Annotated in this window: 16 protein-coding genes; 3 read left to right on the forward strand and 13 right to left on the reverse strand. The window is 41.0% G+C overall.

Features of this window, described 5'->3' with window-relative positions:
* Positions 1-91: 91 nt before the first annotated feature.
* The 5 genes from MHI18_RS06430 to murB all read right to left on the reverse strand — a co-directional run bounded on the left by MHI18_RS06430 (position 92) and on the right by murB (position 2,916).
* The gene (locus MHI18_RS06430; protein ID WP_340846561.1) at positions 92-613 is read right to left on the reverse strand and encodes a helicase; all 522 of its coding nucleotides are present in this window, start codon (positions 611-613) and stop codon (positions 92-94) included.
* Positions 614-652: 39 nt separating this feature from the next.
* The gene (locus MHI18_RS06435; RefSeq protein WP_340846562.1) at positions 653-1,078 is read right to left on the reverse strand and encodes a GNAT family N-acetyltransferase; all 426 of its coding nucleotides are present in this window, start codon (positions 1,076-1,078) and stop codon (positions 653-655) included.
* A 44-nt stretch (positions 1,079-1,122) separates the two neighbouring features.
* On the reverse strand, positions 1,123-1,737 hold the full coding sequence (locus MHI18_RS06440) for an HAD-IA family hydrolase (protein ID WP_340846563.1): 615 nt from the start codon (positions 1,735-1,737) through the stop codon (positions 1,123-1,125).
* Positions 1,730-1,897 (reverse strand): hypothetical protein, encoded by a 168-nt coding sequence (locus MHI18_RS06445; protein WP_340846564.1) that lies wholly within the window; start codon positions 1,895-1,897, stop codon positions 1,730-1,732. The genes MHI18_RS06440 and MHI18_RS06445 overlap by 8 nt, the downstream gene beginning before the upstream one ends.
* A gap of 107 nt (positions 1,898-2,004) precedes the next feature.
* A complete protein-coding gene (murB, locus tag MHI18_RS06450) occupies positions 2,005-2,916 on the reverse strand; it encodes a UDP-N-acetylmuramate dehydrogenase (RefSeq protein WP_340846565.1) in 912 nt (303 codons plus the stop codon).
* Positions 2,917-3,329: 413 nt separating this feature from the next.
* On the opposite strand from murB, the gene MHI18_RS06455 reads away from it, so the two are divergent.
* Positions 3,330-5,687, forward strand: coding sequence for an SH3 domain-containing protein (locus MHI18_RS06455; protein ID WP_340846566.1), 2,358 nt, complete (start codon positions 3,330-3,332; stop codon positions 5,685-5,687).
* 335 nt (positions 5,688-6,022) lie between these two features.
* On the opposite strand, the gene MHI18_RS06460 is transcribed toward MHI18_RS06455, so the two are convergent.
* Genes MHI18_RS06460 through MHI18_RS06475 form a run of 4 tightly spaced genes read right to left on the reverse strand, consistent with a single transcriptional unit; the run spans position 6,023 to position 10,584 of the window.
* Positions 6,023-7,147, reverse strand: coding sequence for a zinc-dependent alcohol dehydrogenase family protein (locus tag MHI18_RS06460; protein ID WP_340846567.1), 1,125 nt, complete (start codon positions 7,145-7,147; stop codon positions 6,023-6,025).
* The gene (locus tag MHI18_RS06465; RefSeq protein WP_340846568.1) at positions 7,144-8,601 is read right to left on the reverse strand and encodes an aldehyde dehydrogenase family protein; all 1,458 of its coding nucleotides are present in this window, start codon (positions 8,599-8,601) and stop codon (positions 7,144-7,146) included. Before MHI18_RS06465 ends, MHI18_RS06460 begins: the two co-directional genes overlap by 4 nt.
* Positions 8,602-8,616: 15 nt before the next feature.
* Positions 8,617-9,450, reverse strand: coding sequence for an AhlS family quorum-quenching N-acyl homoserine lactonase (ahlS, locus tag MHI18_RS06470; protein WP_340846569.1), 834 nt, complete (start codon positions 9,448-9,450; stop codon positions 8,617-8,619).
* A 15-nt stretch (positions 9,451-9,465) separates the two neighbouring features.
* The gene (locus tag MHI18_RS06475) at positions 9,466-10,584 is read right to left on the reverse strand and encodes a zinc-binding dehydrogenase (protein ID WP_340847597.1); all 1,119 of its coding nucleotides are present in this window, start codon (positions 10,582-10,584) and stop codon (positions 9,466-9,468) included.
* Positions 10,585-11,071: 487 nt separating this feature from the next.
* On the opposite strand from MHI18_RS06475, the gene MHI18_RS06480 reads away from it, so the two are divergent.
* Positions 11,072-11,569, forward strand: a complete 498-nt coding sequence (locus MHI18_RS06480) for a VanZ family protein (protein WP_340846570.1) — start codon at positions 11,072-11,074, stop codon at positions 11,567-11,569.
* Between the two features lie 179 nt (positions 11,570-11,748).
* Here MHI18_RS06480 and MHI18_RS06485 read toward each other — a convergent pair whose 3' ends face one another.
* Together MHI18_RS06485 and MHI18_RS06490 are read right to left on the reverse strand one after the other, a co-directional pair.
* A complete protein-coding gene (locus MHI18_RS06485; protein ID WP_340846571.1) occupies positions 11,749-12,699 on the reverse strand; it encodes a DMT family transporter in 951 nt (316 codons plus the stop codon).
* An 89-nt stretch (positions 12,700-12,788) separates the two neighbouring features.
* Positions 12,789-13,124 carry a MerR family transcriptional regulator gene (locus MHI18_RS06490; protein ID WP_340846572.1) on the reverse strand — a complete coding sequence of 112 codons (336 nt, stop codon included), beginning with the start codon at positions 13,122-13,124 and terminating at the stop codon, positions 12,789-12,791.
* A 74-nt stretch (positions 13,125-13,198) separates the two neighbouring features.
* On the opposite strand from MHI18_RS06490, the gene MHI18_RS06495 reads away from it, so the two are divergent.
* Positions 13,199-13,888: a type 1 glutamine amidotransferase domain-containing protein gene (locus MHI18_RS06495; protein ID WP_340846573.1), complete on the forward strand. Its 690-nt coding sequence runs from the start codon at positions 13,199-13,201 to the stop codon at positions 13,886-13,888.
* Positions 13,889-13,940: 52 nt separating this feature from the next.
* Here the strand turns inward: MHI18_RS06495 and MHI18_RS06500 are convergent, their stop codons facing one another.
* Together MHI18_RS06500 and MHI18_RS06505 are read right to left on the reverse strand one after the other, a co-directional pair.
* A complete protein-coding gene (locus tag MHI18_RS06500) occupies positions 13,941-14,294 on the reverse strand; it encodes a DUF3899 domain-containing protein (protein WP_340846574.1) in 354 nt (117 codons plus the stop codon).
* A gap of 3 nt (positions 14,295-14,297) precedes the next feature.
* Positions 14,298-15,920, reverse strand: coding sequence for a peptide ABC transporter substrate-binding protein (locus MHI18_RS06505; protein WP_340846575.1), 1,623 nt, complete (start codon positions 15,918-15,920; stop codon positions 14,298-14,300).
* Positions 15,921-15,944: the final 24 nt, after the last annotated feature.

The raw sequence follows: 15,944 nt of genomic DNA on the forward strand, positions 1-15,944 counted from the left end.
TTTCAAAATAAATGATTATTGATTCTAATTATATCTTTATTGTTAATAGAATTGTCCATTTATTTTTAGACAAAAAAAGGCATTCCTCCATTCAGGGAAATGCTCTAAATATAAAATGATCAGCAGGATTCCAAACATGCAGGTGATCAGCCGTGTATCCACGCAGCCACAACTTCCCATGAATGTTTCTAAGGTAAAATCCTTTTGGAAAATTATCGTCTTCACTTATTATCGGCGAGGCTATGGTAATGGAGCCAGAGGGAGCTTCATGTTGCTGTGAAAGATGATTACCTTCCGGCTGATCTAAATACTGTAGTCTTAGATGAGGTCCCAGCTCTAGTGGGCAAAGTTCCATCCCAAGTTCACTGGCTCGCTCAAAAATCTGCGGTAAAGTAGCTCCATCAGGAAACGAAAGATCTCTAACGGTTAGTTCAACGGTGTTTACGCTGTACGTTGTTTTAGAAGTAAGAAATCTATCATCAGATAAAAGTCTCTCTCCCAGCTCATTCATTAATACTGAATGTTGTTTTAATTTATGTATAAGCTGCAAGTTCGATAGCCCGCCAACCTCTATTGGTCTATTAATAACTGGGCAATCAGGGTATATTCCCATTTGAGGTCACTCCTTACTATAGAATCAGAGTTTCGGTTGTTAATAACTCAATTTCTTTTTCAGGTAAAACTGCTGACTTTCTTTAATTGGATGTTCATTTACCACACCAACTACTTCGTAACCATACTTTTGATAAAAAGCAGGTGCTTGGAAGCTAAATGTATCCAGTTGAATCAGGTTGCATTTATTTTCTTTTGCAAAATCTTCTATCTTTAGTAATAACTCTTTCCCATATCCTTTACCCCTCAGTGACTTATCGACCCATAAGAAATCAATATGTAAGTGGCACCAAAAAACGGTTCCTGTTATTCCACCTAAAATTCCTCCTTCTGCATCCCTTAGAATGAAGCTAATATCCTTAACTGGATGTTTCACATCATCAGGCAGGTTAGAAAGATTATGTTCAATGACTTTTTTTCGAATGTATTCACTATCTTTTTGATTCCATTGTTGAGTAATTTTCATCATTTTTCCATCCTTAACATGGTGAATAACTTACCTCCAAAATCTTAAATAATTGAGTATAGTTGCTGAAAATCATTTATCGTGTAATCAGCATAGGGACAATCATCGTTTCCTTCTTTAAAATAGCAGGCACTTATCTTTGCGTTCTTTCCTGATAATAGATCTAGCTCTCTATCACCAATCATTATAGATTCTGAGTGAATCATATTATGTTTGTTAATTAGGTAGTCAATCGCATCAGGACTTGGTTTTCTTTCAAATCCATGTTTAGATGTAATGAAATCAGCAAAGTAATCTACTAAACCATGCTTTTTCAACAATATCATTGAGGATTCTCCTCGATGCGTAAATAAATAATTTTTTCTATTTGTTGAGTGGATATATTTACAAATCTCTTGAATCCCGTCATATGGTCTGGATAATTCTACTTCCGCCTCTATTCTTCGTTCTTGATAGTTCGATATAAATTCGCTGGAGATCTGATATTTTTCCTCATAGTATCTGAGTGCAGAAGAAATAGATACCCTCAGCTGTTTGTTGATTTCCTCTACTGGCTCTTCGATTTTTTGTTCTTTGAGCGCTTCCCTCAATACATTTGCCGTTACTGGGTAGGTATCAAAAAGCGTTCCATCAAAATCCCAAATTATGTGCTTATACATATTTCTTATCCGCCTTTTCAGCTATGGTATAGGCAGCTGCTTGAAGAATAGCTAGAACAATTACGATCCAAAATCCATGTTTGAGTCCGACAGCAAGATGGATAATAAGCAACATTAAAAACAATAAAAGAAAACCATATTTAACGATTCTCGTATACATTAATAATTCCCTCCCTATGCTTCTACCGTACCATAAAATGGGTAATAAATCCTTTTTCTACAAAACCATAAAAAAAAGACCTTCTCAATGAGAAAGTCTTCTTAAAATCATTTATCTTCGCCGATAATTTTTACTTCTGTTTCTAAGTCTACACCGAAGTTCGCTTTGACCGTTTTTTGTACGTGTTCAATTAGTTCAACATAATCGGTGGCAGTTGCATCATCGACGTTTACGATAAAGCCTGCATGCTTCATCGAAACCTGTGCTCCTCCAATTTGCTTTCCTTGTAATCCGCTGTCTTGAATTAATTTACCTGCAAAATAGCCTGGCGGGCGTTTAAACACGCTCCCGCATGAAGGAAATTCGAGCGGTTGTTTGGATTCCCTTTGGAAAGTAAGATCGTCCATCTTCGCTTTTATTTCAGCTACATTCCCTGGCTTTAATTCGAAGGTTGCCTCTAGGACTAATAAATGTTCTTTTGAAAAGCGGCTAGTACGATAGCTCAATTCTAAATCCTCTGCTGCGAAGGTTTTTAACTCTCCTTCAGCAGTGAGAACAAGTGCCTCTTTCAACACATCAGAAATTTCTCCGCCATATGCACCGGCATTCATATAAAGTGCTCCACCGACCGTACCTGGAATTCCACAAGCGAATTCAAGTCCTGATAAACATTTTTCCAGTGCAAAACGTGATGTTTCAATAATTGTAGCACCACTTTGAGCAATGATTTGATTTCCCTTACATTCAACTTCTTTCATTTGAACCAGGACCATAACAATCCCACGAATCCCGCCATCTCGTATAATCAAGTTCGATCCATTTCCGAGCACTGTAATTGGAATCTGATGCTCCAACGCATAGTTATACGTATCGCGAACTTCAAGATAACTGGTCGGAAGAACCAAGATATCAGCTTTTCCACCTGTTTTGGTAAAAGTATAGTTACTTAATGGTTCGTTCATTTTCACATGATTTGATTTTAAAATTGCTATTAAGTCGTTATAAATTAATTCATTCATTTTTTGTAAGCTCCCAGTTGAGGATTTGTTTTTAAAAGTGACTGTTAAATAAGTCCTTCCTCATAATAAATGCATAGATAGTTCATTTTAAGCTTCATAAATGAAAAAGACAATCATTTATACGTCTTTTTCAATGCCATCTCTTCCAACATACACAATTTTCTTTTAAACGGCTACTCTAAACTTACTTTTTAAAAATTATTACCCCTACTTAGTTATATTAATATACATAAAATGGGTTTTATATTTAATTAAGATTACATTTACATTAATTATTTTACTATTAGATTAAGAACAAGGGGTAATTCTCTAAAAATATTAATATATCTTATTTTATTCCGAACTAGTAGTTATAAACACCTATACCAATATAGTTCTATACATAAAAATATAAGTTTACTAGGGAGAATGAGATGAGAAAATTAGTTATTCCAGCTTTTTGTTTTGCAGTCTTGAGTACTGTAGCTTTAGAAGATCAACTATCTATTACACCTGTTTCTGCCGCACAAGTTACTATTGAGAAAACACAGTATGTTACTGTCAGTTCGGGCACACTTAATATGCGGAAATCTGGTTCCACTACAGCTGCTGTTGTGGCTAAGCTTGCCAAAGGCACGAAGGTTACTGTTTCGTCTGAATCTAAAGGCTGGACAAAAATCACCGCCAACGGCAAAATCGGCTATGTCAGTTCACAATATCTTTCGTCCAAGAATCCGGTAAAAGCCACTGCTGCATCTATAACTACCAAATATGTCAATACAAGTTCTGGTACGCTTAACATGCGGAAGAGCGGTTCCAATACTGCCGCCGTTGTTACTAAGCTTGCCAAAGGTACAAAGGTTAGCGTTTCTTCCGAATCTAAAGGCTGGGCAAAAATCACCGCTAACGGCAAAACCGGCTATGTCAGTTCGCAATATCTCTCGACAAAGAATCCGGTGAAAGCAGCCGCTGCAGCCAAAACGACCATTAAATATGTCAATACGAGCTCAGGCAAACTCAACATGCGAAAAAATAAATCTAATACTGCCGCCGTTGTGGTTAAGCTTGCTAAAGGTACAAAGGTTACTGTTTCGTCTGAATCTAAAGGCTGGGCAAAAATCATCGCTAATGGCAAAACTGGCTATGTTAGTTCACAATATCTCTCGACAAAGAATCCAATAACAGCCGTTAAACCAACAACCAAATATGTTAATCTCAGCTCTGGTACGCTAACGATGCGAAAATCAGCTTCCACAAGTGCAGCTGCTGTAGCTAAGCTTGCGAAAGGAACCAAAGTTTCCGTTTCGTCCGAATCCAAAGGCTGGGCAAAAATCACTGCTAACGGCAAAACCGGCTATGTCAGTTCTAACTATCTCTCAACGACTAAGCCTGTAGCTGCAGCACCTTCAGTAGTTAAACCAGTGATCAAGTATGTCAATGTCAGCATAGATAGCTCCCTTAATCTTCGAAAACAACCATTAGATAGTGCGGCAGTTATTTTAAAATTGGCAAGAGGCATTGAGGCGACTGTTATTTCAGAGTCTGGGGGGTGGACGAAAATTAAAGTATATGGCGGAGAAGGATATGTTCATTCTTCCTTTTTATCTTCGGAGAAACCAAAAACACCTATTTCTGAACCTGAAGAAACGACCATCATAAAATTTGTAAAAGTAAGCGGCGGGTCTAGTTTAAATATGCGTTCGGAAGCTTCAACAACTGCTTCTGTTGTAACACAGCTTGTCAATAACACGGCAGTGACCGTTTACTCAGAAGAAAATGGCTGGGCACGAGTGACTGCGAATGGGAAAACCGGCTATGTCAGCTCGGCATTTTTAGCAGATATGGCGGCTGAAACGCCAAGCAGCCCAAATAAAACGATTGATAAGATTGTTACACCATATAATCTGTCCCTTAATAAGATGGTTGATTTCCAAATGGCTGTGGATGCGCAAACGGATAAAAACTATAAAACCTACATACGGGAGGATGCTTTAACCGTCACCAGTTCTACGAAGGGGACAGTTGACGGAACCGGCTGGCGGGTAAGAGGCGGAGCTGGCCCAGAAAACTGGGTAATCGCCACAGTCAAAGATCACCAGGAGTTAACGATTCTATCAAAAATATTGGGTTCTGACGGGTACAATTGGTACGAAGTAAATATTAATAAATCCTGGGTCAATGCAAGCCCCGACGATGTTAAATACAATCTGAACCCGGACAATTTTGCAAATGATTCCGTTAATATGTTTCAATTTGTAAAACTTTCGCAAACGACAAACCTGAATGCTTCCGAAGTGAATGAACGAATTCTTGCAGGAAAAGGCATTCTTACTAACCAAGCTGCGACTTTCATTACAGCTGGAGAAACGTATGGCGTAAATGAGATATATCTTATTTCACATGCACTCCTGGAAACAGGGAAAGGTACCTCCCCACTCGCAACAGGCGTCGAAGTGAATGGAAAAACAGTCTATAATATGTACGGAATCGGTGCGTATGACGGTACCGCGCTAAGCAGCGGCGCCCAATATGCATATAATGCCGGCTGGTTTACTCCCGAAGCGGCCATCATCGGCGGTGCCAAATTTATTGCCAATGGCTATATTTCAGCTGGACAAGACACGCTCTATAAAATGAGATGGAATCCAGCAGGCGCAGCAAATTACGGATACGCCACTCACCAATACGCAACCGATATCGGCTGGGCAGCAAAACAAGTCAAACAGATTTATAATTTATATAGCTTGCTAGAATCCTATCATTTAACGGTAGAAATTCCTGCATACAAATAGAATGCGAGGCAGATCCCAAGGTTGGGGTCTGCTTTTTTATTTGATTCTTGAATGGCCTTCCGCACAGAAACTCCTCCATATCGCACAGCAGCGCAAGTTTGTCTTTTGAAAAAGAGTATCTTTCTCTACTTACGTTTGGCAATCCGACTTAGATTCTAGTAAATGACGCATTTTCTGAATCGACAAAATAGCCTTCTGCACAGTTTTTAGCTTGTTTTGCATAGAAAGTGTCTCAACTGCACACAAATTCCTCAGTTCTGCACACATACCGTTCTGAACAGGTTCAAATTTCCACACAAAAGAACCCGTACAATTTTTCTTGTACGGGTTCTTGATTAGAACGTTAGTATGATTCGGGTGGCTTCTCCATTTGCTAGTCGATCGAAGCCTTCGTTGATTTCTTCTAGTGTGATGGATCCTGTTAGGAGTTCGTGGACAGGGAGTTTGTTTTGTTTGTATAGCTGGATAAATCTTGGGATGTCTCGGTTAGGTACGCAGCTGCCGACATAGGAGCCTTTAATGGTTCGTTCTTCAGCTGTCAGTGTTACCTGTGGGAAGGAGAATTTATGCTCTGGATGCGGCAATCCGGTTGTGACCGTGGTTCCGCCTCGTTTAGTAATCTTATAGGCGATTTCCATGGCTGCAACGGCTCCCGCTGTTTCAAAGGCATAATCAACTCCGCCTCCCGTCGCTTTTCGAATATCCTCAATAAAATCAGGCTGCTTCGAATCAAAGATATCCGTTGCACCCAGTTCCTTCGCTTTGGCTAGTTTGCTTTCATTCAAATCGACTGCAATAATCCGTCCCGCTCCAGCCGTAACTGCGCCTAATAACGCACTTAACCCAACTCCGCCAAGACCAATAATCGCCACCGTGCTGCCCATCTCAATTTTAGCCGTATTCACCACCGCGCCGACGCCTGTAATTACGGCACAGCCAAATAGTGCCAGCTCATCAAACGGAATATCTTTTACTACCTTAATCAGCGACGTTCTTGAGACCACCGCATGATCGGCAAATGCTGATACACCAACGTGATGGTACACTTCTTCCCCATTTAAATGAAGCCTGCGTCCATCATTCAGCAGTGTTCCCACACCATTAGCAGCCGCTCCCGGTTCACAAAGTGCCGGTCGCCCTTCCTGACAGGGTAAACAATGACCGCAGCTCGGGACAAATGCACACACCACATGGTCACCTGGTTCAAGATCCGTTACTCCTTCGCCAACTTCGACGACTATCCCCGCCGCTTCATGCCCCAAAGCCATCGGAAGCGGACGCGGCCGGCTGCCATTTATCACCGACAAATCTGAATGACAAAGACCCGCCGCCTTCACTTGAATTAATACCTCACCCATTTGCGGGGAATCCAATTCCAACGTTTCAATTTTTAACGGCTTACTTTCTGCATATGGTTGAGATAATCCTAACTCATGAAGCACTGCTGCTCGTATTTTCATAGAGTCCCCCCTCTCACATTAATCCCGATAAACTTAATATCTGTCATATCCTCAATCGCATATTGAATGCCTTCCTTACCAATTCCGCTCATCTTGACCCCGCCATACGGCATATGATCATACCGCAAAACAGAAACCTCGTTTATCCAGACTCCGCCTGTTTCTAAACGATCAGCCATTCGGAAGCCTCGGTTAATATCATTGGTAAAGACACCGGCCTGTAATCCATATTCAGAATCATTGGCAGCACGGATCACTTCTTCCTCACTATCAAACGGAATCAAACTAACGATTGGCGCAAAAACTTCGGCACAGACAACCTTCATCGATGGCTGAACATTTGCTAGAATAGTAGGTTCAACCATCGCACCTTCTCTTGTCCCGCCGCATAAAATGTCTGCTCCCTGATCAACCGCTTCTTGAACCCAAGCTTCAGCCCGAATCGCCGCCTCTTCAGTAATCATTGGGCCTATCATTGTGGCTTCATCTAAAGGATCACCCGGCGTCAATGTTTTCACGGCAGCCACCAGCTGTTCTGCCAATGAATCATAGATTCCCCGCTGCACATATAGTCTTTGCACCGACACACAGGCTTGGCCGGCAAACGTATAGCCGCCTCTGACAATGGATGATACCGCCGACTCCAAATCTGCATCATCGAAAATTATATTCGGTGCGTTTGACCCTAATTCTAAGGTCACTTTTTTCCTGTATGCTAAGTTCTTAATCTGCCAGCCTACCGGACCGCTTCCTGTAAACGTCACTTTTTTGACCAGCTTGTGCGTCACAAGTGCCTCACCGAACTCACTTCCCGGACCCATAATAATATTAAATGCCCCTTCTGGCAGCCCCGCTTCTTGAAAAATTTTATATACTAATCCTGCTGTTAAGGGGGTTTTCTCAGCCGGCTTTAACACAACCGTGTTCCCAGCGGCAATCGCAGGTGCAATCTTATGCAGCGCTAGATTAAGCGGAAAATTAAATGGAGTAATCGCCGCTACTACACCTAACGGAACGCGCTTTGAAAAGCCGATTTGGTGCTCGCCGCCAATCGCATTGTCCATCGGGATTTGTTCACCTTTAATCTGTTTGGCTCCCTCAGAAGCAAATCGGAGCACTTGAATCGCTCTTTTGACTTCCACACGGCCTTCGCGAACTGGTTTTCCTGCTTCCATTGCAAGCAGCGTAACAAATTCTTCACCGCGGCTTTCCAACAAATCCGCTGCAACCCGCAGAATCCGCGAGCGCTCATACGCCGGCATCTGCTTCATCGTCGAGTGAAAAACCTGATCTGCAATCTCAACGGCTTCGTGAACATCTTCTTCTGTCGCACAAAAAATCTGTCCAATGATTTCATTGGTAAATGGGTTGGTCACGCTTAATTCTTTCCGATCCGAAATGATTTCTTTCCCAGCAATAATCGAGCCGCACACTATGACTTCAACGGTTTTCATCTAGTCTCCCCCTACTTACTCATAGAATCCTTCGGTTGACTTAATAAATTCTCTGAATTGCTTGGAATCATGGCCAAACCATACCTGTGAATTGGTGCGCTCTGCATATTTTTTAATCCGTTCCACGGCGCTTAAAAATCCGACTGAATCGTAGATAATCCCAGGAATCTTAACAGGCGGACCATAGTTTTCAGCAGAATAAACAGCATCCGATGCTAAAATAATTCCCCCTTCACCCGGCAGCTCGATATGAAGACCAAGCATTCCCCAGGCATGTCCCGGTCCAAAGTTCAGAATTTTAATTCCTTCCGCAAGCTCCAGTTCATCTTCATGGGGCATAATCGTTTTCCAATTCACGCCTGTTTTGATCCATTGATCAATATCCGCCCACACATAGGCCCCCATATCTTTATTGATCGCATACGTTTTCATCGTATTTGACAGCTCCGTATCATGTACAATTACCGTTGCGTTTTTGAACAATTCCAAACAGCCGGCATGATCGAGATGTAAATGCGAAGCCACCACATACTTAATATCCTCTGGACGGACGTTTAATTGAGCTAGGCGGTTAATCAGGTAGCACTCTTCGGATGCCTGATAAGGAAATAATTCTTGAACCCCTTCTGGCCATCTGCCTTCATCGCCCATCCCCTCAGGGTTACAACCTGTATCAAAGAGAATTTTGCCTTCAGGATGATCAATCAAAACTGCATAAACTGGAAATTCAACGAATTCAGCCGGTGGATTTTGATTGTTTATCGATGCCGGATTATGCATCGCCACCATAAAGCCTTTATCCATTTGCATCGTCCCTGTATCAAGCACATACATTTTTGGTTTAATCATAATCATAGCCTCCTTTTAATTGGTAACGCTTTCATTTAGTAGAGCGGATTTCCCTGCAATCACAATTGATCCTCTGACTACGTTTCTAGCTGCCGACTCATCTAATGCCGTTTTAATTTCTGCTAGTGAAAATTCCCGATCAAGCATCTCATTAAAAGGATATTTCTCCGATGTAGACTTCAGAAAATCCAACGCCTTCTTTAAATACCATGGATCATACCGAACAACTGGAAGCACCTGAATGGACTTTCTTGTTAACAATCCTGGGTCAAACGGTGTTAGTTTACCAGGTGAGATATTGCCGATACTCACATATTTTCCACCTTGCCGAATCAAATGAATTCCCTCTGCGAATGCCGCCGGAACACCACTTACTTCAATCCCAGCATGTGCGCCCTTTCCATCTGTTAAACGCAGTACTTCTTCTGTCCGTGCTTCAAGTGTCGAGAATTCATTTAGATTAATCACATGGTCTGCACCAAATTTCTTTGCCAGCTCTAGGCGGCTTTCTACTCCATCAATGATAATCACCCTTGCCCCTTTTTCCTTTGCTACCGCGGCAGCATTCAACCCTAATCCTCCAGCCCCTTGGATGACAACACGTTGACCATAGGTAATCTGTGCCTTATCAATCCCAAAATAAACTTGTGACAGCGCACAATTCGCACTGGCAGCGGCAACATCTGACACAGAATCCGGCACCTTATAAAAATATTGATCAGGGTGGATATAATAATGAGTCGCAAACGTCCCGTGAAAGTGAGGGGCAACATTTGGGTCCAAATTCCAGAAATCATAGGCATGTTCACAAAGATGAAAGTTACCTTCCTGACAAGGGGTACACTTTCTGCACGTAATATAATAGGCAGCAACGACACGATCACCAATCTTAATACTCTCTCCTGCATAATCCCGGTCCACACCTTCACCAAGCGAATACACTTCCCCGACCATCTCATGACCAAGGACACCGCTCTTTTTTGTCGGATGCATCCCTTTCCAAATATGCAGCTCAGACCCGCAGATATTCGTCCGCAAAACCTTCACCACAACGCCGCCTGTATCGGCATTAGGCACTTCATATTCCCGATACTCCATCATCTCGGCTTCAGTCATTACAGCAACCTTCCCCATCTCTTTCAACTATTTTCCCCCCTCCTTTTTAAACGATTAGAACCTTGTTATTTTTATACTAAATCAATAAAAATTCACCGTCAAATATTTGTTCTGAAAATTCAATTAATTTTATTTAACTTTCCAATCCGATTATATAGTCAGAATATTTACTGGTTATTTTAACCATAATTACATATAATTATATTAAGGGGATGTTCGTAGTGATTGACTTGTACCGAATACTTAAAACTCTTTTCTATACTGGTCCTGTTAAAGAAATTCCTAAAGGGTCCCGACATTGTCCTGACTGTGATGGGACAGGGAATTACGATTCATTTATGGACTGTCTAGCATGTGATGGTAAAGGTTATATCAACTATGAAGTATACATAAAGGCAATACAAAAAATTGACTCTCTAAGAGAATAAAAAACCTCCCAATGGAGGTTTTTTATCTATACTGCTTTGCTAATCTTAAAGGTACTCCTACCTCGAAAGGTCCGTTCATGACAAAAAAAACAATTTTCTTCATTGTATTCGTATGCTGGATGCTAGTTATCTTTAATTTTTCTGCGCAATCCTATCAAGAACAGGATCTTACACCCGTTTTAAAAACTTATCTGGAACCCTTACATTTAGAAGAAAAATTGGATGGTATCTCTTTCAATTATGCAGGAAGTGAAGTCAGCGTTCAGAGCGTAGGCGTTGTCTCATTTGTTCAATTCTTTATTCGCAAGGCAGCCCATTTATCGATTTTCTTCGTCCTCGGCTTTTTAACCTATCGAGTACTAAGTTACTTCCTTAAGAAAAAACAGCTCTGGTTTCCTGGAGCTTTGATGTTTGTCATTCTTTATGCTTCTTTAGATGAACTTCACCAAAAAATCACCGGTGACCGCACGCCTCTGATCCAGGATGTAGTGCTGGACACTGTTGGGGGCACCCTTGGCATTATCGTTTGTTGGTTATGGGTAAAAAAAAGAAACCAAACTAAGCAGAGCGCCTGAATACATCAGGCGCTCTGCTTAAAATTGGAGGGTCTTACGGCTTATTAAATTACTTTTTTATCAAAAAAAAAACGTGCGCAAAGAATTACATTTATCCATATCAGGTATGATCATGTTGCTACTCGCTTTTATTGTAATCAGTATACTTATTACCTAGACTGAATAAGAAAGTAAAAAAGCTATAGTTGTACCCCTAACTTCCTATTCATTCGTTGTGAGAAGTAACTGTGCAGCACCATACCAACCATAATAATTATCATCCCTATCCAAGACAACAGTGACGGGAAAAGAGTGGAGACAATCAGTAATTCACCAAAGACGGTAAAAAGAACTTCCATTGACTGAGTAGCTTCGACCGCAGCTAGTTTTGTCATGTTCCCACGAACGAGATCAGTTGCTTTGAAAAAAAGGACGGTTGCAATGACGCCGGAACTGATCGCAACGAGCAGTGATTGAAACGTTTGACCAGCACTAGGAAGCCCCGCTTTCAGTATGCCGAATACCGATAGTACCAGCCAAAATGGCAAACTGGCAATCGTCATTCCAAGCACCCGTTGGAATACATCCAGCTTCCCTCCGCATAGCTCCATCATTTTCCGATTGCCTAGTGGATATGCAAAGGACGCAATCAGAACAGGAATAAATCCGAGTGCTGCTTCTATTCTAGAGATATGGCCAGCATGTTCGATCTGCATCAGGACAATTCCTGCTAAGATTAGGACGGAAAAAGTAAGGCCTCGGAACGGAATTTTCCCCCGTACCGTTTTCCCACCTGCTGTCACAAAAAATAAGGGCGCTAAAAGCGAGCCTGAAATGATGGAAATCAGCCAAGTACTAGCCGTCAGCCAGCCGGGTGCATAAGCGGCAGCAAAACAAAGGGGAGCGTAAAATAGGCCAAAACCCACGGTAGACCAAAGAATCCAGCTGCCCCACCGTTCCCTCATCATGCCAAAAAGCGGCCTCAGGTTTTTTCGCGCCAGAACGATACACAATAAAAAAGGCACCATAAAAAAATAACGCAGCGACGAACTCCAAAGCCAGCTTCCGCCAGACAACTCCATCGAGCGATTTAAAATAAACGTAATCGAAAAAAAGAAGGCGGAACAGATGCCTAAAATAATGGGTTTCACAACAACGCCCCCCTACTCTATAAGTATCTAAACTATATCCAATAGCCAGTGGTTTGACAATAACTTATTAGAATTTTCAAACTCATTCATCATCTACCTATTTTCCCCTCAATCTCATGAATGTAAGCATTTAAAATACCAATTTGCTCCTCTAATTTTTTCTTGTGCTGAAATAAAATGGCTTTGGTGTTCATCTCTTCATGTTCTAAATTTATGGTTGAAATGCTCGCTCTTATATCTTCAATCGACATACCTAAAGTTCGGAAACATCTGATTAAATTAAGAATTTCAATGTCTTTATCATCAAATGTACGATGTTCTTGTTTGTTTCTTTTTATAGGAGGAATTAAGGTTATTTTTTCATAATAACGAATCGTACTTGATGGAATTTGAGCGAGTTGGCTGGCTTGTTGTATAGAATACATAATGCATCCTCCTTGACTTAAAGTATGGTTTAACCTTTAAGGTTGATACTATCAAACAAAAAGGAGAATGCATAATGAAAAACATTTTAGTAGTAGTCACTAATGTTTCTAAATATCCAAATCAAGAACGTGCAACAGGATTATGGTTAGGAGAAGCTGTTCACTTTGTAGACGAAGTGGAAAAGGAAGGATATCACGTTGATTATGTAAGCCCAAATGGCGGATTTACACCGATCGATCCACACAGCTTGGAAGCAGATCAAATGACTGAATTAGATTGGCAATATTATACCAACCCTGACTTTTTAAATAAGCTAAGTGCTACTTTATCAGCAGATGAAGTGAATCCTAAAGATTATGATGCCATTTATTACACAGGCGGGCACGGTGTCATGTGGGATTTCCCTGATGATGAAAAGTTACAAAGCATCGCTAGTAACATACATGCAAATGGCGGAATTGTCTCAGCTGTTTGTCATGGTTCTGTTGGCTTATTAAATATTAAAAATGCGGCAGGTAATTATCTAATTGCGAACAAAAAGGTGGCAGGCTTTGCAAATACTGAAGAAATCGCCCTTGGATTAGATAAAGCCGTTCCATTTTTAACTGAAGATGAACTTGTCAATAGAGGAGCCAATTATGTAAAAGGCGAAGACTGGGCAGCATTCGCTGTAGCTGATAATCGCGTGGTCAGCGGACAAAATCCAGCATCAGGTGGATCAGTTGCAAAAAAAGTCATCCAACTATTAAAATCAGCAAAATAAAAAGAAAGAAGAAGCAACCAATTTTACAACTGGTTGCTTCTTTTTTTTATTCTTAAAATGACCAATAAGTGGATAGCACTACTAGCCCTGTTCCAATTCCACCAGCATAACTCACGGTTCCTTTATAAAGCCTTTGTTTCCACTCGGTAAGTCCTATATTGATTTCCTTCATATATTCCGGCTCTCTAAACAATCCCTTTTTAAGCTGTTGAAAGCCTATTAAGAATAGGTAAAAAAAGCCACTGTTCACTACATAGATTACCGCCGAAGCCATTAAGAGGAATAAACCAGCAATAAAGAGATGGTTTACATCTTTGACTCTATCTTGTGATAGTAGTGATGTGAAGGTTAGTAATTGGCAGAGTAGCATCGATGCCGCACATGAAAGGAAATAATTCTTGTACATCCGTTATTCTGTAACCTTGGAAAAACGCAGGTCAGGGCTTGTTAACGCGTCAAATCGAATTCCCTCTACCTTTTTGCTGACTAGTGAATTTTGTGATGAGAAATAAATAGGTATGATAGGCATTTCGGTCATTAATAGTTCTTCAGCTTGATGGAGCAATTCATATCTTTTGGTTTCATCCTGCTCTACTAAGGAATCAGACAGTAGTTTATCATATTCCGTATTGCTCCAATTTGTAAAGTTGCTGGAGCTTTTCGTACTATATAAATTCAATACTGGATACGGATCAAGGAAATCTCCGACCCAGCCCATACGAGCGATTTGGAAGTTCTTTTGTTTAAATGAATCAATGTATGTTTTCCATTCTTGATTTTCAAGCGCTGTCTCTACTCCAAGATTTTGTTTGAACATTTCCTGAAGTGCTTCCGCTATCTTCTTATGATTAGCTTCAGAATTGTATTTTAACGTTACTTCAGGAAGAGTACTCCAACCTTCTTCTTTAAGTCCCTCTTTCAGCAGTTTTTTCGCTTTATCTGCATCAAAAGAATAATAGTCGGAAACCTCATCACGGAAGTCCTTTCCTGAAGGGGCTTCTGCTCCGTATGCTACATATCCGTATGCGGCTTTCTCTCCGCCTTTGGAAACATTTTTTGTAATCGCATCTCGATCAATTGCATAGGCAAATGCTTGTCTGATTTTTTTGTTCGTAAATGGTTTCTCGTTGACATTAAATGAATAGGTATAGACACTAAAAGAAGGGGAGCTGATATATTCATCACTACTCTTCTCTTGATCAATCGCTTCAGAGGGAATTGATTTTACTAAATCCAATTCCTTGGATTTGAACATTTGATATTCAGTCGTGGCGTCGGCAATCATTTTAAACTTGATTGAATCCAGACCGATATTCTTTGAATTCCAGTGTTCTTTGTTCTTATCAAGCGTTATTCCGTCATTGTGCTTCCAAGCAGACACATGATAAGCCCCATTTGAGACAATGCCTTCTGCCTCTGCTGCCCACTTTTCATCTGCTTCGACTACTTGTTGGTTGACTGGCAGGAATCCGTGTCCTTGCAGAACAGTTGGGAAAAACTTAATGGGTGTATCCAATTGTACGACGAGGGTTTTCTCGTCTTCCGCTTTAATAGCGACATCATCTACCGAACCTTTGCCTGTATTGTACTCTTCGGCTCCTTTGATATAATAGAAGCTCGAAGGATCATAGGCTGCTGTCTTTGGATTTAACACCCTTTTCCACGAATATTCAAAGTCATTCGCCGTTACGGCAGCTCCATTTGACCATTTAGCATCATCACGAATCGTAAAGGTATACGTTTTACCATCCTCTGATACCTCAACCTTGCTTGCTGTTCCCTTTACAACCTTGCCATTCTTATCATATGAATACAATCCCTCATATAAGTGGTCAATTACCCAATAGGAAGTCGTATCAGATGCAAAGGCCGGGTCCAATGTATACGGTTCACCGCCTAGATTGGCTGTAATGGTTTGATCAACCTCTTTGGCTGACCCTCCCTGAGCTGTCTTTTCATTCTTGCCGCATCCACTTAATGCAGTAAGAACGACCAGGATGACTGTTAGTATGTATAATGATAATTTCTTCATAATTTCCTCCCGTTATCTAACGTT

It is taken from the genome of Peribacillus sp. FSL H8-0477, from assembly GCF_038002765.1.
Classification (GTDB): Bacteria; Bacillota; Bacilli; order Bacillales; family DSM-1321; genus Peribacillus.

Coding starts and splice junctions, on each gene's coding strand:
- MHI18_RS06430 (WP_340846561.1), bottom strand. CDS start 613: ATGGGAATATACCCTGATTGCCCAGTTATTAATAGACCAATAGAGGTT.
- MHI18_RS06435 (WP_340846562.1), bottom strand. CDS start 1,078: ATGAAAATTACTCAACAATGGAATCAAAAAGATAGTGAATACATTCGA.
- MHI18_RS06440 (WP_340846563.1), bottom strand. CDS start 1,737: ATGTATAAGCACATAATTTGGGATTTTGATGGAACGCTTTTTGATACC.
- MHI18_RS06445 (WP_340846564.1), bottom strand. CDS start 1,897: ATGTATACGAGAATCGTTAAATATGGTTTTCTTTTATTGTTTTTAATG.
- murB (WP_340846565.1), bottom strand. CDS start 2,916: ATGAATGAATTAATTTATAACGACTTAATAGCAATTTTAAAATCAAAT.
- MHI18_RS06455 (WP_340846566.1), top strand. CDS start 3,330: ATGAGAAAATTAGTTATTCCAGCTTTTTGTTTTGCAGTCTTGAGTACT.
- MHI18_RS06460 (WP_340846567.1), bottom strand. CDS start 7,147: ATGAAAATACGAGCAGCAGTGCTTCATGAGTTAGGATTATCTCAACCA.
- MHI18_RS06465 (WP_340846568.1), bottom strand. CDS start 8,601: ATGAAAACCGTTGAAGTCATAGTGTGCGGCTCGATTATTGCTGGGAAA.
- ahlS (WP_340846569.1), bottom strand. CDS start 9,450: ATGATTAAACCAAAAATGTATGTGCTTGATACAGGGACGATGCAAATG.
- MHI18_RS06475 (WP_340847597.1), bottom strand. CDS start 10,584: ATGGGGAAGGTTGCTGTAATGACTGAAGCCGAGATGATGGAGTATCGG.
- MHI18_RS06480 (WP_340846570.1), top strand. CDS start 11,072: ATGACAAAAAAAACAATTTTCTTCATTGTATTCGTATGCTGGATGCTA.
- MHI18_RS06490 (WP_340846572.1), bottom strand. CDS start 13,124: ATGTATTCTATACAACAAGCCAGCCAACTCGCTCAAATTCCATCAAGT.
- MHI18_RS06495 (WP_340846573.1), top strand. CDS start 13,199: ATGAAAAACATTTTAGTAGTAGTCACTAATGTTTCTAAATATCCAAAT.
- MHI18_RS06500 (WP_340846574.1), bottom strand. CDS start 14,294: ATGTACAAGAATTATTTCCTTTCATGTGCGGCATCGATGCTACTCTGC.
- MHI18_RS06505 (WP_340846575.1), bottom strand. CDS start 15,920: ATGAAGAAATTATCATTATACATACTAACAGTCATCCTGGTCGTTCTT.